Source organism: Ferranicluibacter rubi (genome assembly GCF_011603255.1).
GTDB lineage: Bacteria > Pseudomonadota > Alphaproteobacteria > Rhizobiales > Rhizobiaceae > Ferranicluibacter > Ferranicluibacter rubi.
In genome coordinates this window covers 196020-216249 of record NZ_JAANCM010000003.1, presented here as the reverse complement: position 1 = coordinate 216249, position 20230 = coordinate 196020, and the positions used below count along the sequence as shown (strand labels likewise).

At 63.0% G+C, this 20230-nt stretch carries 18 protein-coding genes and 3 pseudogenes; 10 read left to right on the top strand and 11 right to left on the bottom strand.

Annotated elements, in window-relative coordinates; genetic code table 11:
• Positions 1-8: 8 nt before the first annotated feature.
• Positions 9-256: pseudogene (locus G8E10_RS07650) on the bottom strand (hypothetical protein).
• A gap of 131 nt (positions 257-387) precedes the next feature.
• Between G8E10_RS07650 and istA the strand changes: the two are divergent.
• The 3 genes and pseudogenes from istA to G8E10_RS07635 all read left to right on the top strand — a co-directional run.
• Positions 388-1884, top strand: a pseudogene (gene istA, locus G8E10_RS07645) (IS21 family transposase).
• Complete coding sequence (gene istB, locus G8E10_RS07640; RefSeq protein ID WP_110802288.1) at positions 1881-2639, top strand: IS21-like element helper ATPase IstB; 759 nt, start codon at positions 1881-1883, stop codon at positions 2637-2639. Before istA ends, istB begins: the two are co-directional and overlap by 4 nt.
• Positions 2640-2809: 170 nt before the next feature.
• Positions 2810-3262, top strand: a pseudogene (locus G8E10_RS07635) (zinc-binding dehydrogenase); the annotation flags it as partial.
• A gap of 194 nt (positions 3263-3456) precedes the next feature.
• Here G8E10_RS07635 and G8E10_RS07630 read toward each other — a convergent pair.
• From G8E10_RS07630 to G8E10_RS07605, 6 genes are all read right to left on the bottom strand, one after another.
• Positions 3457-4458 carry an NADP-dependent oxidoreductase gene (locus G8E10_RS07630; protein WP_110802292.1) on the bottom strand — a complete coding sequence of 334 codons (1002 nt, stop codon included), beginning with the start codon at positions 4456-4458 and terminating at the stop codon, positions 3457-3459.
• A gap of 128 nt (positions 4459-4586) precedes the next feature.
• Positions 4587-5174: a TetR/AcrR family transcriptional regulator gene (locus G8E10_RS07625; protein WP_110802294.1), complete on the bottom strand. Its 588-nt coding sequence runs from the start codon at positions 5172-5174 to the stop codon at positions 4587-4589.
• A 172-nt stretch (positions 5175-5346) separates the two neighbouring features.
• Positions 5347-6333 (bottom strand): acrylyl-CoA reductase (NADPH), encoded by a 987-nt coding sequence (gene acuI / locus G8E10_RS07620; protein ID WP_110802296.1) that lies wholly within the window; start codon positions 6331-6333, stop codon positions 5347-5349.
• 155 nt (positions 6334-6488) lie between these two features.
• Positions 6489-7304 (bottom strand): oxidoreductase, encoded by an 816-nt coding sequence (locus tag G8E10_RS07615; protein WP_110802298.1) that lies wholly within the window; start codon positions 7302-7304, stop codon positions 6489-6491.
• A 470-nt stretch (positions 7305-7774) separates the two neighbouring features.
• Positions 7775-7975, bottom strand: a complete 201-nt coding sequence (locus tag G8E10_RS07610) for a hypothetical protein (protein WP_110802539.1) — start codon at positions 7973-7975, stop codon at positions 7775-7777.
• Between the two features lie 169 nt (positions 7976-8144).
• Positions 8145-10196: an NADH:flavin oxidoreductase gene (locus tag G8E10_RS07605; RefSeq protein WP_110802300.1), complete on the bottom strand. Its 2052-nt coding sequence runs from the start codon at positions 10194-10196 to the stop codon at positions 8145-8147.
• Between the two features lie 125 nt (positions 10197-10321).
• Here G8E10_RS07605 and G8E10_RS07600 point away from each other — a divergent pair, with 125 nt between their 5' ends.
• From G8E10_RS07600 to G8E10_RS07585, 4 genes are all read left to right on the top strand, one after another.
• On the top strand, positions 10322-10951 hold the full coding sequence (locus G8E10_RS07600; protein ID WP_110802302.1) for a TetR/AcrR family transcriptional regulator: 630 nt from the start codon (positions 10322-10324) through the stop codon (positions 10949-10951).
• A 353-nt stretch (positions 10952-11304) separates the two neighbouring features.
• Positions 11305-12306: an ABC transporter substrate-binding protein gene (locus G8E10_RS07595; RefSeq protein ID WP_110802304.1), complete on the top strand. Its 1002-nt coding sequence runs from the start codon at positions 11305-11307 to the stop codon at positions 12304-12306.
• 132 nt (positions 12307-12438) lie between these two features.
• Positions 12439-13326 carry an ABC transporter permease gene (locus G8E10_RS07590; RefSeq protein ID WP_110802306.1) on the top strand — a complete coding sequence of 296 codons (888 nt, stop codon included), beginning with the start codon at positions 12439-12441 and terminating at the stop codon, positions 13324-13326.
• A complete protein-coding gene (locus tag G8E10_RS07585) occupies positions 13319-14419 on the top strand; it encodes a quaternary amine ABC transporter ATP-binding protein (protein ID WP_422038917.1) in 1101 nt (366 codons plus the stop codon). The genes G8E10_RS07590 and G8E10_RS07585 overlap by 8 nt, the downstream gene beginning before the upstream one ends.
• 100 nt (positions 14420-14519) lie before the next feature.
• Here G8E10_RS07585 and G8E10_RS07580 read toward each other — a convergent pair whose 3' ends face one another.
• Complete coding sequence (locus G8E10_RS07580) at positions 14520-15392, bottom strand: aldo/keto reductase family oxidoreductase (protein WP_110802543.1); 873 nt, start codon at positions 15390-15392, stop codon at positions 14520-14522.
• A 128-nt stretch (positions 15393-15520) separates the two neighbouring features.
• On the opposite strand from G8E10_RS07580, the gene G8E10_RS07575 reads away from it, so the two are divergent.
• Positions 15521-16417 (top strand): LysR family transcriptional regulator, encoded by an 897-nt coding sequence (locus tag G8E10_RS07575; protein ID WP_110802308.1) that lies wholly within the window; start codon positions 15521-15523, stop codon positions 16415-16417.
• A 17-nt stretch (positions 16418-16434) separates the two neighbouring features.
• On the opposite strand, the gene G8E10_RS07570 is transcribed toward G8E10_RS07575, so the two are convergent.
• Entirely contained in the window at positions 16435-16824 is a 390-nt protein-coding gene (locus G8E10_RS07570) for a RidA family protein (protein ID WP_110802310.1), read from the bottom strand.
• A gap of 137 nt (positions 16825-16961) precedes the next feature.
• On the opposite strand from G8E10_RS07570, the gene G8E10_RS07565 reads away from it, so the two are divergent.
• Positions 16962-17555: a TetR/AcrR family transcriptional regulator gene (locus G8E10_RS07565; RefSeq protein WP_110802312.1), complete on the top strand. Its 594-nt coding sequence runs from the start codon at positions 16962-16964 to the stop codon at positions 17553-17555.
• Positions 17556-17569: 14 nt separating this feature from the next.
• Here the strand turns inward: G8E10_RS07565 and G8E10_RS07560 are convergent, their stop codons facing one another.
• Together G8E10_RS07560 and G8E10_RS07555 are read right to left on the bottom strand one after the other, a co-directional pair.
• Positions 17570-18436, bottom strand: coding sequence for a DMT family transporter (locus G8E10_RS07560; RefSeq protein ID WP_110802314.1), 867 nt, complete (start codon positions 18434-18436; stop codon positions 17570-17572).
• A gap of 135 nt (positions 18437-18571) precedes the next feature.
• Positions 18572-19768 (bottom strand): MFS transporter, encoded by a 1197-nt coding sequence (locus G8E10_RS07555; RefSeq protein ID WP_167128146.1) that lies wholly within the window; start codon positions 19766-19768, stop codon positions 18572-18574.
• Positions 19769-19844: 76 nt separating this feature from the next.
• Between G8E10_RS07555 and G8E10_RS07550 the strand changes: the two genes are divergently transcribed.
• Positions 19845-20192 carry a helix-turn-helix transcriptional regulator gene (locus tag G8E10_RS07550; protein WP_110802318.1) on the top strand — a complete coding sequence of 116 codons (348 nt, stop codon included), beginning with the start codon at positions 19845-19847 and terminating at the stop codon, positions 20190-20192.
• Positions 20193-20230 lie beyond the last annotated feature (38 nt).

The following is a 20230-nucleotide window of genomic DNA, read 5'->3' as shown; positions in this document are numbered from 1 at the left end:
GTGAGCGGTCATGCGGTTCGGATAGGGAACATGTCCTCGCCATAGTGATGCAGGCGGGTGTGATGACGGCGGCACAGCCAGCGCACGTCGAGAGGGTCGTCGTACTGGTCGTGATGCGCGTCGACCGTGTCGATGCCGCAGACCTCGCAGGGTTGCTTGGAAAGATCGCCCGCTTTGACTGCACAGCCAGGTGCGCATCGTACTTTGCCGGATTGGCCCGGCGCCAGTTTGCCTGACGGGTGTCGGTCTTCAGCATCGCTCCTTCTGAGAGCGGCGGTGCAAAATTAGTCCACGGTAGCGGCGGGATTGTCCCGCTTCGGGCGGAGTAAAATCCGGCCACCTATTTCCCTTCTGCGACGAATGCAGGAGGGCTTGGGGATCTACACCGTGGAATTATATCTGAAGGTTCGACTTGCTTGTTCTGAAGGGATGAGCCGGCGTCAGGCTGCGAAGCATTTCAACATATCTCGCGACAGCGTTGCCAAGATGGTGTCGTATTCGACACCGCCCGGCTATCAGCGTCAGTTGCCGATCCGGCGACCTAAGCTGGATGCTTTCGTTTCAACGATCGAGGATTGGCTGGAAGAAGACCTGAAGGTTCCGCGCAAGCAGCGCCATACGGCCAAGCGGGTGTTCGACCGTCTTCGAGACGAGCGCGGGTTCACCGGCGGCTACACGATCATCAAGGATTACATGCGCGAGCGAGATCAGCGTCGCCAAGAGGTGTTCGTGCCGCTGGCTCATCCGCCAGGCCATGGGCAGGCCGATTTCGGCGAGGCGATGGTGGTGATCGGTGGCGTAGAGCGGAAGGCGCACTTCTTCGTACTGGATCTGCCGCATAGCGACCGTTGCTATGTGCGGGCCCATCCGGCGGCAGTGTGGGAAGCTTGGGTCGATGGCCACATCCATGCGGTTGCTTTGTTCGGGGCCGTGCCGCACTCGATCGTCTACGACAACGACCGCTGCCATGTAGCGAAGATCCTGCCCGATGGCACACGCAAGCGGGCAACACTGTTCAGCGGCTTCCTGTCCCACTACCTGATCCGGGATCGTTACGGGCGGCCAGGCAAGGGCAACGAAAAGGGAAACGTCGAGGGGATTGTTGGCTATAGCAGGCGCAACTTCATGGTTCCGATCCCGCAGTTTCCGACATGGGGTGCATTCAATATCTGGCTCGAGGAGCAATGCCGCAAGCGTCAGCACGACAGGCTGCGCGGCGAGAGCGAGACGATCGGAGAGCGACTGCAGCGTGATCTGGCTGCTATGCGTGCGTTGCCGGCATCTCCATTCGATGCCTGCGACCAGGCGAGTGCGAAAGTCACGGCCTAGTCGCTCGTTCGCTACAAGACCAACGACTATTCCGTCCCGGTCGCCTACGGCCATCAGGATGTTTGGGTCCGGGGCTATGTCGACGAAGTGGTGATTGGCTGCCGTGGCGAGATTATCGCCCGCCATCCGCGGAACTGGGACCGGGAAGACGTCGTCTTCGATCCTGTGCACTACCTGCCGCTGATCGAGCAGAAGATCAATTCGCTGGATCAGGCAGCGCCTCTCCAGGGCTGGGACTTGCCCGAAGAGTTCGCCACGCTGCGCCGTCTGATGGAGGGCCGCATGGCCAAGCACGGCCGGCGTGAGTAGGTGCAAGTCCTGCGCCTGCTGGAGAGCTTTGAGCTTGCCGACCTTAACGCGGCGGTGAAGCAGGCCCTCCAGCTCGGAGCCATCGGCTTTGACGCCGTCAAGCATCTGATCCTGTGCCGGGTGGAACGCCGGCCGCCTCGCCTGGACCTGTCCATCTACCCCTACCTGCCGAGGGCGACGGTCGAGACGACGTCGGCGAAGGCCTACATGCGCCTCCTGTCGTCGGATGCGGGAGAAGCGGCATGAGCACCGAAGTCCCAGAGATCCTGCTCTCGCATTATCTCAAGACCCTGAAGCTGCCGACGTTCCAGCGTGAGTATCAGAAACTGGCAAGGCTATGCGCCACCGAAGGCGTTGATCATGTCGGATACCTCACCCGGCTTGCCGAGCGGGAGATGATCGAGCGGGATCGCCGCAAGGTCGAACGCCGTATCAAGGCGGCCAAATTCCCCGTCGTCAAAAGCCTCGACAGCTTCGACTTCGCAGCCATTCCCAAACTCAACAAGATGCAGGTGCTGGAACTGGCGCGATGCGAATGGATCGAGCGCCGGGAGAACGTCATCGCTCTCGGCCCGAGTGGTACAGGAAAGACCCATGTTGCTCTCGGCCTCGGCCTTGCAGCATGCCAGAAGGGCCTGTCCGTCTGGTTCACCACTGCCGCCGCCCTGGTCAGCGAGATGATGGAGGCGCGCGACGAGCGGCGTCTTCTCCGTTTCCAGAAGCAGATGGCCGCCTATAACCTGCTGATCATCGACGAGCTGGGCTTCGTGCCGCTCTCCAAGACCGGCGCAGAATTACTCTTCGAGCTGATATCGCAACGTTACGAACGGGGCGCTACCCTCATCACCAGCAATCTTCCATTTGACGAATGGACGAAAACCTTGGGATTGGAGCGTCTCACCGGAGCACTGCTTGATCGCATCACTCACCACGTTAGTATCCTTGAGATGAATGGCGACAGCTATCGTCTCGCCCAAAGCCGCGCTAAAAAGGCCGGCTGAAGCCCTCTCAAAAATCGCCGCTCGCGCATGAGACCCCCCGCTCGGGCTACGCCCTCCCGCGGGTCTCATGCCCGGGCCAAGGTGGCCGACTTTTGCGCCGCCGCGTGGCCGGTTTTTACTCCGCCGTTGACACGCATATGTGATCGCGACCGTCAGCCGACCCGCTCAGGCGCAAGCCGCAAGCCGCAAGAGATGCTGGTGCGCACCTTGTGATCGACCGCAAGGAGGAGGATGTGGTGGGCCGCATCCAGGAAGCGACATCCGGGCGCGGGGTCGACCGCATCGTCGAGGTCGCCTTCGAGGCGAATCTCGAGGCCAACCTTATAGTGCTCAAGGTGGGTGGTGTGATCTCTACCTACGCGACGGGCGGTGCGGATGCCGCGCCGAAAATCCCGTTTTACCAGCTCGCATTTCTCAACATCACCGTGAATTTCGTCTTTGTCTACGTCCTGTCCGACGAGGCCCGCGCGGCAGCCATCCATGACATCAACGCTGCTATCGAAGCCGGCGCGTTGCGACCTTTCATCGGCGGCCGCTTCGCTTTGTCCGAACTCGCTGTCGCGCACGACACACAGGAATCGGGAGAGGTCGTCGGCAATATCGTCATTGACGTGACGGCTTGAATTCGCAGAGCCTGAGGCCAGATCGCGGCCTCTTCCCTTGCGGAAGTCTCTGCTTGAGATTGACCTTCGGTAAGGCCGTTTGGCCAATCGAGGCTCGTGGCGTTGGAAGCCGCGTCATCGTTATACGGCTCTCGGCCTGATCGACCGGAAGCCGTATTCCTCCGCGGCGTCCTGCAGAATGCCACCCTCTGCTCTTATTCCACCTTGATAACGACCTTACCCTTAGAACGCCCCGTCTCGACATAGGCGAGCGCCTCGGGCGTCTGGTTGAAGGGGAATACCCTATCGACGACGGGGCGAATAGCGCCGCTGTCGATCAATCCGGCGATCTGTTCCAGTTGCCGGCCATCGGCCCGCATGAACAGGAAGGAGTAACGCAGGCCGAGGCTCTTTGCCTTTTTGCGCGCGCTGCGGCTAAGCAGGCGAATGACGAGCTTGAGAAGCGGGTTCACTCCAAGAGCGTCTGCAAAGGCGGGGTCCGGCGGGCCGGAAATGGAGATGAGGTGGCCGCCCGGCTTCAGGACGTTCAGGGATTTCGCGAGCGTCTTTGCATCCTGGCTGTTCAGCACGACGTCGTAGCCGGAGAGGACCTTTTCGAAGTCCTGGCTCTTGTAGTCGATGACCACGTCGGCGCCGAGGCTTTTGACGAGAGCGGCGTTTGCAGCGCTTGTGGTCGTGGCGACCGTCGCGCCAAGATGCTTGGCAAGCTGGATCGCGATCGTGCCGACGCCGCCCGAACCCGCCTGAATGAAGACCTTCTGGCCGGGCTTCACCTTGGCGACATCAACCAGAGCCTGCCACGCCGTTAGCGCGACCAGCGGGATGGACGAGGCGTCTTCCATCGTCAGTGTGCTGGGTTTGAGCGCGACATCGTCCTGATGAATGGCGATGAATTCGGCGAACGTGCCGATGCGGTGATCGCGCGGCCGGGCATAGATCTCGTCACCGACCTTGAAGCGGCTGACGTCAGAGCCGACCTTGACGACCGTCCCGGCGACGTCATGCCCAAGCACGAAGGGCGGACGATACGGCAGGAAGATCTTGAAGGCGCCGTCCCTGAGCTTGGAATCGAGCGGGTTGACGGATGTGGCATGGATGCGCACGAGGACGTCGCCGTTTTCAACCTGGGGTTCCGGCCGTTCTGCAAGGCGCAACGGGCCATTCTTCTTGTACTTCTCGACGACAAAGGCTTTCACTGGATATCTCCGGTTGTTGGTTCACTGCTGGCAAGGTTTCGATGTCGTCATGCCAGCTGCAAAGGTTCACAATGGGTCTAGGGCGATCATGCCGTCATTCGAAGGCACGGCAACCGCCCGGGTGTGTTTCAAGATGAGGACGCCGGTGCGTGCGTAAGACCGGCCAAGGCGTGTATCGCGTTCTTTCCGGCCTGCAAGATGCGGTCCGACGTCTCACCATTGACCGCGCGCGCCAATTGGAGCGTCCCGATCAAGGTGGCAAAAATCGCGCTTGCCATGTCATATTTCGCTTCCACGTCCGCCGGAAGCGCGTCGGCAAGCAGAAGCACGAGCGTGCGGGACTGTTCGCCATACATGCCGCGTGTCTCCTCCGGCTGTCGTGCAAGCTCCGGCAGCAGGGCTGAGGATGCGCATCCCCGTCCTTGATTGTCCCTGTGTTCCGGCGAAAGGTAGAAGTCGATCACGCTGTCGAGCCCCCCTTCGTCCAGCATCCCGCGCAGCCAGACGGCCTGTTTGCCCAGCGCATCCGACACGGTCTCCCGCACCAGATCGGCCTTCGAAGGGAAGTGGGGATAGAACGCACCGTTCGTCAGGCCGGCATCCTTCATGATTGTCGCGAGACCCGAGCCGGCAATTCCGTCTGCGCGAAACCGCTCAATAGCGACATCCATGATTCTGCGGCGTGACGTGTCTTTTCGGCCCTTTTCATATCGCATGAGACGCCTTTCAGATCGCTTTTCTTACGATCGCAATATTAAAGGTGAACATAATGCAGCTGGTATGAAACCGCTTGGTGCCTGCCCGGTTCGCGCTGGCCTGGGCAGGCATCTGCTTGTCGAGTGGTAGGGTGTCATTCAGGAAGCGAAACTTCGCTTTCCCCTGACAGCCCTAAAGATTGACATCGACGACCGTGCGGCCCTGAACATGCCCGCCCAGAATGCTCTCGGCGACGCCGGGGACCTGCGCCAGACCGATGACGGTCGTCGTGCGCGCAAGCTTTGCGAGATCCAGATCGCGGGCAAGACGGGACCAGGCTTCCAGACGCACCGTCTGCGGCGCATTGACCGAGTCGATGCCGGCAAGGGTGATGTTGCGCAGGATGAACGGGAGCACAGTAGCGGGAAGGTCACGGCCCTGGGCAAGGCCGCAGCTGGTGACGACGCCGCGATATTTGGTCTGTGCCAGGACGTTTGCCAGCGTATGACTGCCGACGCTGTCGATCGCACCGGCCCAGCGTTCGGCCGCAACGGGCGCGCCCGGTTCCGACAATGTGTTCCGATCGATGACCTCTGCCGCGCCGAGTTCCCGCAGATAGGCTGTTTCCTCAAGTCTGCCCGTGGAGGCGATGACGCGGTATCCGAGACCCGAGAGCAGTGCGATGGCAACTGATCCGACGCCGCCATTGGCGCCTGTCACGAGGATATCGCCTTTATCGGGCGTGATCCCGCCATGTTCGAGAGCCAGCACCGACAGCATGGCCGTGTAGCCGGCAGTGCCGATGGCCATCGCATCCTTTGTGGAGAGCGATTCGGAGAGCTTGACGAGCCAGTCTCCGCTCAACCTTGCCTTCTGCGCATATCCGCCGTGATGGGTCTGGCTGAGCCCCCAGCCGTTGGCCACCACCCGGTCGCCAACCTTGAAATCGGGATGGGAAGACACTTCCACCGTTCCGGCGAGGTCGATGCCGGGAACGAGCGGAAAGGTCTGGATCACCGGCAGCCGCCCGGTCACGGCCATCCCGTCCTTGTAGTTCACGGTCGAGTAATCCACGGCGACCGTCACGTCGCCGTCCATCAGATCGGACTCGGTCAGATCTACGAGCTTCGTGGAGAGCGTATCGCCATCCTTGGAGGTGAGCAAAGCTTTGAACGTCATTGTCTTCTTCCTGTTGAATCAAAGGGGTGGCGATGCAGATTATCTGGCGATGCGATAGCGTCCGGCGGCATGCTGCCAGCGGTGGTTGCGAGGCATGGCCTGCCGGGCTGCCTGATACGCTTCCCGTTCTGTTGCGTCGGCAAGCGACGGGATCGTCACGTCGGCATGCCGAACTGCTGGCGCAAGGCCTTGTCGAAGATCGATGCGGGCAGGAGGCGTCGCAGCAGGCTGACCTGTCCTGCGACCTTGCCGACCGTGTAACGTTGCCGATGGCGCTTGGCCGTGGCCGCCAGAACGACTGCTCTCGCCACGTCCTCGGGCGTATCCGCCGTGAGCTTCGCCTTCTCGTAGAAGTCATGCACCCAGGCACGCCCCGCGTCGTACTCCGCCATCTTGGTATCCGGTTCCAGCGAGCTGTGGTCGAAACTGCCCTGGACGGTGCCCGGCTCGATCAACGAAACGCGGACGTTGAAGCCGCGGATTTCGTGGTCGAGCGATTCCGAATAGCCTTCGAGGGCATATTTGCTCGCTGCGTAATAGGCCGAGTAGGGTGCCGGCACGAAACCCAGCGCCGAACTCATGTTGACGATGCGGCCTTCTCCGCGACGCCGCATCGACGGCAGCACGGCGTTGGTCATCCGCATGACACCGAAGAGGTTGACATCGAACAGGCTCTGAACCTGAGCGACCGAGGATTCCTCGGCGCCACCAAACATGCCGAGGCCGGCATTGTTGACCAGAACGTCGATCCGTCCGGTGCTTTCGAGGACCGTCGAAACCAGCGACGCCACAGAAGTCTCGTCGGTCACGTCGCAAGCCAGCATGGAGACCCCGCTCGAGCTGCCTTTGCTCGGCTTGCGGCTGGTTCCGAAAACCGTAAAGCCAGCTCTTGCCAGGGCCTCGGCACTCGCCAGACCGATACCGGATGATGCTCCCGTGACGAGAGCGGTCTTTTGGGAATGTGATGTCATCGCTGTCTCCAAACCGCTGAGTTTTCCCAGTGGCATACTGTTGCATTACGAATGCTTATATAAATTATGATCGTAATGCAATGAGGAAAATTTCAAGACGGTCGTGCGAGGTGCGAAAACGGTCGAAGGGATGGCTTCGAATGCAGCATTGTGGAGATTGTCGTGTGAAAATTCCGAGCCGACCGCATCGCTGTTGCGGAACCCGTCCGCGTTATCAGCGACACCAGCCTGACGAGCGGCTCTCATCTTCGCTTCACGTCGAAAGACGCGCTGTTAGGGCAGAGTGTCGCGATACCTATTGCTGGATGGCCTCAAGCATGATCCAGTGCGCCGAACGTCGGCGCTGGCTGGCGAGCTGCTGGATAAGGCTTTTCATGCCATCGCCGATCTCTCTGGGCGCATGATCATATCAAGTGATAAGGCAGCCTTCTCCTGCCACTTCGTCCACGCTTCAGTGTGGTCCGTTCGGCTCAGAGTTTGCGGGCTTGAAGGCGCTTTTTGTCGTGTTCGACGTGTTTGTATCCCAGCTCGGACAGGCGGAACTGTCGTTTCTGATACTCCCCGCGAATTTGGATAAAGCCTTGCTCCTCGGCTTCGCTCAACGTCTTCAGGCTTGTCCCTTTTGGGGGAGCCTGCCAATCCAGACCTTCGGCGCTGTGTAGCAAGACCATGATCTTGATCATCTTGTTTGTCCTTGGCTCATGTACGTCGCCACGCATAGCTTTTCGTTCATGCCGCTGCAATGACCGTATTTTCGCGCAAAGCTCGCATCGAGGGCAAACAGAAAGATGCCGTCGTCTATCTCAAAGCCGCTCGCTTTCACCCCTGCCAGATACCCCTTCACAAATCCTTCGCCAGCCGCAGCGCATCATAAATCGCCGCATGCGTATTGCGCGCCGCCACGGCGTCGCCGATGCGGAAGAGCTGGTAGGTGCCTGAGGGGTTTCGGGTGACGGTTTGCGGAATGCCGGCGATGAGGGCGTCGTAGGCGACTTCGCCGAGGTTGGTGGAGGCGGGGCGGAGGTCGAAATAGAGGTCGTCGAGGGGGATGGTGCCGTGGTTGACGACGATCTGGTCGACGGTGCGCTCTTTGGCCCCGCAGCTTAGATCGCCGCCGTAATCGCTGCCGACATGAGCGACGATTTCGTTGCCGCGCCGCTCGGCGGATTGGAGCCTGTAGGTGACCGTGAAGGTGGCATCGAGCGCCTGAAGAGAGCGCATGTAGGGCACGAGGTTCATCGCCATGACCTCCGGCGCAAAGGCGCGATCCGGCGTCATGATCTCGACCTTGGCGCCCGATTTCGCGATGATCTCGGCGGCCTGGAGGCCGGCATGGTCGCCGGCGTCGTCGAAGAGGAGAACGTTGGTGCCCGGCTTCACATCGCCGGAGATGATGTCCCAGGAGGAGACCACGAGATCGTTGCCGGCGGAGAGCACATCCGTGTGCGGCAGTCCGCCGGTGGCGATGATGACGACGTCGGGGTTTTCCGCCGCGATCGTGTCGGCATCCGCCCAGCTGTTGAAATGAAAGGTGACGCCGCGCTTTTCGCACTGGCCCATGCGCCAGTCGATGATGCTCATCATCTCGCGGCGGCGCTCGCTCTGCGCGGTCAGGCGGATCTGCCCGCCGGCATGGTTCGCCGCCTCGAAGACGACGACCGAATGGCCGCGCTCGGCCGAGACACGGGCGGCCTCCAGTCCCGCAGGGCCGGCGCCGACGATGACGATCCGGCGCTTGGTTTCGGCCTTCGGGATCGCATGCGGCATGGTTTCCTCGCGTCCCGTCGCGGCATTGTGGATGCAGAAGGCCATGCCGCCCTGGTAGATCCTGTCGAGACAGTAATTGGCGCCGACGCAGGGGCGGATGTCCTCCTCACGCTTCTCGATGATCTTGCGCACGATATGCGGGTCGGTCATGTGCGCCCGCGTCATGCCGACCATGTCCACCTTGCCGCTGGCAATCGCGTGGCGGGCGGTGGCGACATCGGGGATTTTGGCGGCGTGGAAGGTCGGAAAGTTGGTCGCTGCGCGGATCTGCCCGGCGAAATCGAGGTGCGGGGAATTGGCCATGCCCTGGATGGGGATGACGTCGGTGAGGCCCGGATCGGTGTCGATATGGCCGCGAATGACATTGAGGTAATCGATAAGACCGCTGTCGCGCAGGCGGCGCGAGATCTCCAGCCCCTCGGCCTGTCCCGTGCCGCCGGGAAGACACTCGTCGGCCGTATAACGTACGCCAAGAATGAAATCGTCGCCCACCCGGGCGCGCATGGCCCTGAACACGTCGAGACAGAAGCGCAGCCGATTGTCGAGCGAGGCGCCGCCATAGGGCCCGTCGAGTTCGTTGGTCACGGGCGAGGTGAACTGGTCGATGAGGTGGCCATAGGCTTCCAGCTCGACACCGTCCATGCCGCCCGCCTTCATGCGCTCGGCCGCATCGGCGAAGTCGGCGATCACCCGGGCGATGTCCCAGTCCTCGAGCTTCTTTGGAAAGGCGCGGTGGGCGGCCTCCCGCTGGTGCGAAGGGGCGATGACGGGCAGCCAGTCGCCCTTGTCCCAGCGGGTCCGACGGCCAAGATGGGTGAGCTGAATCATGATCGCCGCACCTTCCTCGTGCACGGCATCCGTCATTTCGCGGATGTAGGGCACGATCTCGTCCTTGTAGGCGAGCAGGTTGTTGAACACCGGCGGGCTGTCCTTCGATACGGCCGCAGAGCCCGCCGTCATGGTCAGCGCGACGCCGCCCTTCGCCCGCTCGACCGTGTAGGCGCGATACCGCGCTTTCGGCATGCCGTCTTCGGGATAGGCCGGCTCGTGGGACGTCACGATGATGCGGTTGCGAAGGGTCAGGTGCTTCAGCCTATAGGGCTGCAGGAGGGGATCGCTGGACATGCCTTAAGCTCCGATAGGTGGGGATGTGCGCGAGGCTAACGAGGAATGTACAGAAGTGTCAACATTAAAAACAGGGGTGTACATTCTGCTTGTCTGCTGCGGTGGTGTTTGGTAGGACTAACGGTATGGAGCAGGCGGTGAACGACAGCGGCTGGCGGGGGTCTTACGAGGGGTGGTTCGATGCCGCTTACGCCTCGCTGCTGGAATCGGGCGTGGACTCGGTGAAGATCCTGCCGCTTGCCAAGCGGCTCGGCCTGTCGCGCACCAGCTTCTACTGGTTCTTCAAGGACCGCGAGGCGCTGCTGGATGCGCTGATCGCGCGCTGGCGCGACACGAACACCGGCAACATCGTCCGGCAGTCCGAGGCTTACGCGGAGACGCTGGTGGAAGCCATGCTGAACGTGTTCGATTGCTGGATCGACACTGTCCTTTTCGATGCCCGGTTCGAGTTCGCCGTGCGCAGCTGGGCGCTGCAATCACCGGAGATCGAGGCAGAGGTGCAGCGCGCGGATGCGGCGCGGATGGACGCGCTCGCCCGCATGTTCATGCGCTTCGGCCATGACGCGGTCACCGCGGATGTCAGGGCGCGCACGACCTATCTCGTGCAGATCGGCTATATCTCCATGCAGGCCCGCGAGGATGTGGCGCTGCGGATGAAGCGGATACCGCATTACATCTCGATCTTTACGGGACAAGACGCGCAGCAGCGGGAGCTCGACCGCTTCTATGCCCGCCACGGCTACAGGCAGGAATAGCGGAAATGGCGGCCGTGGCGACATCGAATATAGGCCGGATGGCGACCACACCGCAGCCCTTTCCTATCGCCACACCTCTCCCGAACAAAACCGACAGCCTGTCCGATCGCACCTCGGCCCGTCTAATCGCGCCTTGGAATGGCGCGACAGGGATGTCGATCGTCCAACCCATCCGCCACAATCACACAACCTCCGTAAGGCTCAGCCTATGCGGAGGGCAAGATTTTCGCACCGCAAACGCGGCCTGCAGCCATCATCGAGGATGAGGAGACTGTCCTTCAGAGCCCATGAAGCGGGTATCCGCGGCGCCCCGCTTTTCATGCCTTGCCGCTAAAAAACAAAGGGGAACGACAATGAAGAAACTACTCGCTTCGAGCTGCCTGACGATGGGCCTTTTCGCAGGCATATCGGCCGCCGGTGCTGCCGAGTGCGGCACAGTCACCATCGCCAGCATGAACTGGCAGAGCGCGGAGGTCATCTCCAATCTCGACAAGCTGATCCTGAACGAGGGCTATGGCTGTCAGGCCGAGATCACTGTCGGCGATACGGTTCCGACCATCACCTCCATGGCCGAGAAGGGCCAGCCGGACATCGCGCCGGAGGCCTGGGTGGACCTGCTACCGGACGTCGTTGCCAAGGGCGTGGAAGAGGGCCGCATCGTCAAGGTCGGCTCGCCTCTGCCGGATGGCGGAAACCAGGGCTGGTGGATCCCGAAATACCTTGCCGACAAGCATCCTGACATCAAGACCATTCCCGACCTCCTGAAGCATCCCGAGCTTTTCCCCAACGAGGAAGACACGAGCAAGGGCGCGGTGCTCAACGGTCCGCAGGGCTGGGGCGGCACGGTTGTGACGACGCAGCTCTTCAAGGCTTATGATGGCGAGAAGGCGAACTTCACGCTGGTCGATACCGGCTCGGCCGCCGGCCTCGATGGTGCAATCGCCAAGGCCTACGAGCGTGAAAAGGGCTTCGCCGCCTACTACTGGGCGCCGACGGCCCTCCTCGGTAAGTATCCGATGGTAAAGCTGGAAGCCGGTGTGGGTGCGGATGCGGCCGAATGGAAGCGTTGCAACACTGTTGCCGACTGCCCGGACCCCAAGCCAAACGCGTGGCCGGTGGACACTATCGTCACGCTGGTCGCCAAGCCCTTCTCGGAGAAGGCCGGTCCCGAGGTCATGGCCTATCTCGAAAAGCGCTCTTGGAGCAACGAGACGATCGGCAAGCTGATGGCCTGGATGACCGACAACCAGGCGAGCGGCGAAGACGGTGCCAAGCACTTCCTGAAGGAAAATAAGGAGATCTGGACCAAGTGGGTTTCGGCCGACGCGGCCGCGAAGATCGAAGCGGCGCTCTGAGCCCCGTCCTTTGAAGCGGCGCCCGCCGGCACTTTACCTCTTCCGGGTATCGTGCCGGCGCGTGCCGCCTTCCGCTTGCCGTCAGAAGAAGAAAAAGACGTCGCACGGCTCCTTCCAGAGAAAGGGACCCGCATGGAATGGTTTTACACATTTCCACACATGGATGACGACGCGCTTCGCAACCTGAAGAAAGCCATCGACGAGGGATTCCGGGGCTTCACCCGCACCTATGGCGACGCGATCGAGAGCCTGTTCTCGCCGCTGCAAAGCTTCCTGCTCGCCACCGATCGCTTCATGACGCAAACGCCCTGGCCGATCATTACCGCGATCATCCTCACGATCGCCTGGTTTGCCAGCCGCAGCGTGAAGATCGTGCTCGGCTGTCTCGTGACGCTGCTGCTCATCGGCTATTTCGACATGTGGACCGATACGATGCGCACGGTCGCGATGATCTTCGTGTGCACGGTGTTGTCCATCGCGGTGGGCTTGCCGATCGGCATTCTCATGGCGCGCTCCGACACGTTCCGGCGGATCGTCAACCCGATCCTCGACGTGATGCAGACCATGCCGAGCTTCGTCTATCTCATCCCGGTCGTCATGCTGCTCGGCATCGGCCGCGTGCCCGGCCTCATCGCCGTCGTCATCTACGCCATTCCCCCGATGATCCGGCTCACCGATCTCGGTATCCGGCTGGTGGACAAGGACGTGCTGGAGGCAGCCGATGCGTTCGGCACGTCGGAGCGGCAGAAGCTGTTCAAGGTGCAGCTGCCGCTCGCTCTGCCCACCATCATGGCCGGCATCAACCAGACGATCATGATGGCGCTCGCCATGGTCGTGGTCGCCTCGATGATCGGCGTGCAGGGGCTGGGGCAGCCGGTGCTGAAAGCCATCGCCAACCAGTACTTCACGCTCGGCATGTTCAACGGGCTCGCCATCGTCGGCATCGCCATCATCTTCGACCGCGTCAGCCAGGCCTATGGCAAACGCCTGCAGAAGCATCGGGAGATCGTCCATGGTTGATCCGGCCCCCCGCATGGCTTTCGGCGGCATCGCCGTCCGCAATCTCTACAAGATCTTCGGCCCCAATGCTGGCGCCCATGTCGATGCCGTGCGCAACGGCATGACCAAGACGGAGCTCAACGCCGTGCACGGCCACGTACTCGGCCTGCGCGACATCAATATCGAGATCGCCTCGGGCTCGATCCAGGTGATCATGGGCCTTTCGGGCTCCGGCAAGTCCACGCTGATCCGCCACATCAACCGGCTGATCGACCCGACGGCCGGCGAGGTGCTGGTCGATGGTGTCGACGTGGTGAAGATGGACCCCGCGGAACTGCGCAATTTCCGCCGCCACCAGACGGCCATGGTGTTCCAGAAGTTCGCGCTGCTGCCGCACCGCAGTGTGCTCGACAACACCATGTTCGGCCTGGAGATCCAGGGCATCGAGCGCACGAAATCGCGCGACATCGCCATGCGCTGGCTGGAGCGGGTGGGGCTGAAGGGCTTCGAGAGCAAGTATCCCAACCAGCTCTCGGGCGGCATGCAGCAGCGCGTGGGGCTGGCGCGCGCGCTGTCCAACGACGCGCCCGTGCTTCTGATGGACGAGGCTTATTCCGCGCTCGACCCGCTGATCCGCATGGACATGCAGTCGGTGCTTCTCGACATCCAAGCCGAGATCCGCAAGACCATTGTCTTCATCACGCACGACCTCGACGAGGCCCTGCGCCTTGGCGACCGGATCGCCATCCTGCGCGATGGCGAGGTGATCCAGCAGGGCACGAGCCAGGACATCGTGCTGCGGCCCGCCGACGACTATGTGGCGAGCTTCGTGCGCGAGGTGAACCGCGGCCGCGTTGTGCATGTGGAGGCGGTGATGACGCCGCTGCGGACACTTGCCCCTAGCCATGTACCCGCCGGCCGCACGATCGCCGCCGACGTGACGATCGAGGAGGCACTCCGCATGCTCGTCGGCACGCCGGATGACGAGGCCATTGTGGTAGACGCAACGGCCAAGCCCGTGGGCACCGTCAGCTTCCGCCAGCTTGCAGGCGCCATGGTCAATGCGCACGACATCGGCCAGCAAGCGGGGGGAAGCCGGGCGAACGTCGCCTGACGCCTGTATCCCGTTTGCGAAACGTCATCGTCGGCCTTGTGCCGACGGCCTCATGAAATCAACGACGTCAGGCTGTTGCAGATCCTTGGGATAAGCCTGATCACCCGGCCCTCCCAATGGCATCGAGGCGGGTGAGGACGTCGGCCGGAAGCTTTAGACCGGCGGCAGCGAGGTTTTCGCGCAGGTGCGGGCGCGAGGATGTACCGGGGATGAGGAGGATGTTGGGCGACCGCGCCAGGAGCCAGGCGAGTGCCACCTGCATGGGCGTGGCGCCAAGGTCCGCCGCGGCAGTGGTGAGCGCTGCCGACTGCAAGGGCGAGAAGCCGCCGAGGGGGAAGAAGGGCACATAGGCCGTGCCGACGGCGGCGAGATTGTCGATCAGGGCGTCGTCGCCGCGATGAGCGAGATTGTACTGGTTCTGCACGCAGACGATCTCGGTGATCCCGCGGCCTTGCGCGATCTGCGCCGGGGTGACGTTCGACAGGCCGATATGGCGGATGAGGCCCTTAGCCTGCAGTTCTGCCAGCACTGTCAGCGGCGCTTCGATCGACCCCTCGGCCGGGCCGTGTACATCGAACATGGCACGCAGGTTGACGACGGGGAGCGTCTCCAGCCCAAGGTTCTCAAGATTCTCATGCACCGCTTTGGTCAGATCGTCTTTGGAGAATGCCGGTTTCCAGGAGGCATCCGCGCCGCGCACGGCGCCAACCTTGGTGACGATGACGAGATGATCCGGATAGGGATGCAGCGCCTCGCGGATGATCTGGTTGGTGACATGCGGGCCGTAGAAATCGCTGGTGTCGATGTGATCGACGCCGCTTTCCACGACCTCACGCAGCACGGCGATCGCCTCCGCGCGATCGCGCGGCGGGCCGAAGACGCCCTTTCCCGCGAGCTGCATGGCGCCGTAACCGAGGCGTTTGACGGTAAAGCTTCCAAGCTGAAATGTGCCGGCGTTCCGGATATCGGTCATGGGACCCTCCTTGTTGATGAAGCCCAAGATAGAACTGTATCCGTCGCTTGATAATCCGTGGTAATGCGAACAGGTTGTGCGGACTGGCGGACAATGAGGGAGGGGTCGTGCAGGACAGCGCTTTTGAGATGGGCGACGTGAAGGCGTTTCTCGCTGTGGCCTCCGCTGGCGGATTTCGCGAGGCGGCACGGGCGTCGGGCAGCAGCGCCTCGGCGCTGAGCGATGCCGTTCGCCGGCTCGAAGCGCAGCTCGGCATCCGGCTTTTCAACCGGACGACGCGCAGCGTGGTGCCGACGGAGGCCGGGCGGGCGCTGATGGCGCGCGTGAACCCGGCGATGCGGGAAATCGACGCGGCGCTCCGCCATGTCGTCGGCCTCGGCGACCGGCCCGCGGGAAGCCTGAAATTGAACGTGCCGATCAGCGCGGCGCGGCTTATCCTGCCGCAGATCGTCCCGGCCTTCCTCAAGGCCTATCCGGATATCCGGCTCGAAATCATGACGGACGAGACCTTCGTCGACATCAACGCTGCCGGCTGCGATGCCGGCATCCGCTACGACGAGCGGCTGGAGCAGGACATGATCGCCGTGCCCATCGGCCCGCGCCTCCAGCGTTTTGCCAGCGCCGCATCGCCAGCCTATCTCACGGCCCGGGGCCGGCCGACGCATCCCAGCGACCTCTTGTCCCATACCTGCATCCGCAGCCGTTTTGCCGGGCGGTCCGTCACGCCCTGGGAGTTCGAGCGGGGGGACGAGACTTTGCGGGTCGATCCCACACCGCAACTCATCGTGCAGGCCGGCGGCGGGTCGGATCTCGGTGTCGCCGTCGCCATCGAAGGCCTCGGCATCGTCTCGCTGTTTGAAACCTGGCTGCAGCCGCACTTCGACTCAGGCGCGCTGGAGCCGGTGCTGCAGGACTGGTGGCCGAGCTTCCCCGGTCCCTTCCTCTACTACTCTGGCCGCCGCCTCGTCCCCTCACCCCTGCGCGCCTTCATCGACTTCATCAAGGCGCGGCGGGAGGGTGGGTAAGGGTCCCCTGTCCCCGTTCAGGGAATGCGGGCGATAACCTTGATTTCAAAATCGAAGCCAGAAAGCCAGGTAACGCCGAGGGCGGTCCATGCCGGGTAGGGCTTTGTGCCGAAATAGCGGTCCTTGATCGGTAGAATGGTTTCGAACTGGCGCTCCGGATCGGTGTGGAATGTCGTCACGTCCAGCACGTCCTCGAACGTACAGCCGGCTGCGGCCAGCGTTTCCTTCAGGTTTTCAAAGGCGCGTTCCACCTGGGCGGCGAAATCTGGCTCGGGCGAGCCATCTATGCGGCTGCCGACCTGACCGGAGACGAACAGGAGGTCGCCCGAGCGGATGGCGGCGGAATAGTGGTGCTTTTCGTAAAGTGCGTGGCGGTCTGCGGGGAAGATGGCTTGGCGGTCGGTCATGGTGTGATCCTCAAGGTTAGCGGTGTCCGGCTTCCGGTCGCGCTAGGTTTCAGATACGGTGCGTATGCAGAGAGGTAGTCGCATACGAGGCGTATGTCAAATAAAGATACGTCTCGTATGTGAAATGAAGGATTGAGATGGCGAGAACACGGGCGGAAACGATGGAGGAAAACCGGGCGAGGCTGATCGCGGCCGGGCGCCGCGCCTTTGCCGACAAGGGCTATGCGGCCGCCTCCATGGATGAGTTGACGGCGGAAGTGGGGCTGACGCGGGGCGCGCTTTACCACAATTTCGGCGACAAGAAGGGGCTGCTGGCTGCCGTCGTCGATCAGATCGACGGCGAGATGGCCGCACGCGCGCAAGCGATCGGCGCTGGCATGGACGATGCGTGGGCCGGCCTTCTGGCGGAAGGGACGGCCTATATCGAGATGTCGCTCGACCCGGACGTGCAGCGCATCGTGCTTCTCGACGGGCCTGCCGTGCTGGGCGACCCCTCGAAATGGCCGAGCCAGGACAGCTGCCTGCAGGTAACGCAGCGCGCGATCGAGCGGCTGATCGGGGACGGCATCGTCAAGCCCGTCGATCCGGAGGCCGCCGCCCGGCTTCTCAGCGGCGCCGCCCTGAACGCTGCCCTTTGGGTTGCCGCCAGCGGCGATGCGGCGCGTGTGTTGCCAAAGGCGATCGAGGCGTTTCAGGCGCTGGCAACCGGGCTTCTGGCTGAGCCGCGATAACGCGCACCGGGTGCCTACCGCAGACCGACGCGGTGTTCGCGCCAGACGGTGAAGAGCCCGGCGCCGACGACGATGAGGGCGCCGATGATCATGTTGATCGTCACGGTCTCGCCGAAGAACAGGACCGCGATGCCGCCGCTCAGCACGAGCTGCAGGTAGGTCAGGGGCTGCACCTCGACGGCCGTCAGCAGGCCGTAGGCTTTGATCAGGAAATAGTGGCTGGTGGCGCCGCAGATGCAGAGCGCGATCATGGCGGGCCAGTCGGCCGGCGCGATCGGCGTCCAGTAGAACGGGCCGACGAGCGTTGCCGCCAGTGCGCCGAACACGCCGGCATAGAGAACGCTCGTCACAGCGGAATCGTCCCGGCTCACTGCCCGGGTCGCGATGCTGTAGAAGCCGTATATGAAGGCGGCGACGAGCGGCACGAGCAGGCGAAGATCGAACACAACCGACAGCGGATTAAGAATGACGAGCACGCCCAAGAGGCCTGCGACCACCGCAAGGCCGCGCCGCCAGCCGACTTTCTCGCCCAGGAGCGGCACGGACAGCACGGTCACGATCAGCGGCGTCGCTTGCAGGATGGACTGGCTCATGGCGAGACCGGCGGTGATGAAGGCGAAGACGACGATGACGACCTCGCCGACCAGCAGCACGCCGCGAAACACCTGTAGAACCGGCCGCCGCGTCACGAAGGCCCGTCTCAGCCCGCCCGGTGCAAACGCCGCCATGACCATGACGAACACGGCAAAGGCCCAGAAGCGCACCATGACGACCATGATGGGCGGGTACTTTTCCCCGAGCAGCTTGGAGAACGCATCCTGTCCCGCAAAGATGGTGATGGCGAGGAGGACATAGAGGTAACCGCGTGTCTTGGCTGTCATGATGTTCCGACTGTCGCGCCTGCGACGCGATGTGACGGATCGGCTTGGGATCACCCTGTCTACGCGCCGGGGACGGCGAAAGCCAGTGCGGGCACGACATCCGCGCCGGTAAGCGCGACAGGAACCATGACAGGTTCAGTCCCGCGTGCCGAACAGGCGCAGCAGCCCCGCCATGGTCGAGAAGAGCACGATGAGCGCGCCATAGACGAGGACGGTAGGGGCAAGGCCGAACGTGCCGATGGCGAGGCCTGCCAGAAGCGTCGGCAGGCCGAAGGCGAGGTAGCTCAAGGTGAAGAGGGCGGCGAAGAGCTCGCCACGCTCGTGCGGGCGCACGACCGGCACGATGGAGCGCAGGACGCCATAGAAGCAGGTGCCGAACCCTGTCCCGGCGATGGTGAGCGCCAGAAGATAGGCGGGGAGGGACGTCCAGACCATTGCGGCGAGCGTGAGCGTCGTGCCGAGCGCGAGCGCCGCGGTGCCGAAGAGGGTGACGCTGCGTGACGAGCGGCCGCGCGCCACATAGCAGGCGGCCGCACCCGCGCCGCAGAGAATGACGATGACGATCGCCTGCCTCGTATGGTCTTCCACGCCGAACACGCTGCGCACCAACGGCGCGCCGAGCGCAAGATAGAGGCCGCCGGTGGCCCAGCCGGCGATGACGGCCGGCGCGCTGCGCCAGAAGGCGGTCACCGCGGCTGCGGGCACGCCGATGCGCGGCCGGAGCGACGCCCAGACGCCTTCATGGCGCGGTGCGGTTTCCGGCACGCACCAGATGAGGCCGGCAAAGAGGGCGGATCCTGCAACCAGCGCGCCGAAGACGCTCGCCTTCGCCGTCAATGTCGCGTCCATCAGCAGGCCTGCGACCAGGGCCCCCACGGCAAGCCCGCTGAGCGGAACGACGGAATTCCAGATGGAGGCGCTGCCGGGCCTGTCCTTTGGCTCGAAATCGACGACGGCGGCCGACAGCGTCGACAGGAGCAGGCCGGCGGCGACGCCCTGCAGGATGCGCGAGATGACGAGGCTGCCCACGTCCTGCGCCTGCCAGAAGAGCGTGAGGCTGAACGCCATCAGCGCGAAGCCCGCCGAGATGACCGGGCGTCGGCCGACATGGTCGGACAGCGACCCCATGACGAGCAGCGAGGCGAGCAGGGTGACGGTGTACACGGCGAAGACCGCAGTGAGCGTCATCGACGTGAAGCCGAGCTCCTGCTGGAGCGTAGGGTAGAAGGGCGAGGGCGCGCTGGCGCCGGCCATCATCACCGCCATGGCGGCGAGGGTCAGGCGGAAACCGGCGTTCATGTTTACCGGTATCTTGAGCAGCACGTCGGTCATGTGTCCCCCGACAGTTCGAGATTTTTCGAACTTTTCTTTACTGGCAAAGGCGTGTCCGTTCAACTAAATTCGAACCATGACACCCGATATCGCTCCCATCCCGCATTTGGATCTCCCCCATCCCGAACCGGGCGACCTGAAGCTGACGCAGGTGCTCTTCGCGTTCAGCGATCCGGAGCGGCTCGCGATCGTGCGGCAGCTTGCCTCTGGCCCGCTCGATATGGCGCAATGCCATCTTTCCGATGCCTCGACGCCGAAATCGACCAAGTCGCATCTCATGAAGGTGCTGCGCGAGGCTGGCATCATCCGCAACGAGGCATCCGGCCGGGGAAGGCGCCTAACGCTGCGGCGGCAGGATCTCGATGCACGCTTTCCCGGCCTGCTGGCCTGTGTGCTGGCCGACACACCCGACGGGGCACCGTGAGGCGGGTCGTTCGCCTTCAACCGACAACACCCGACCGC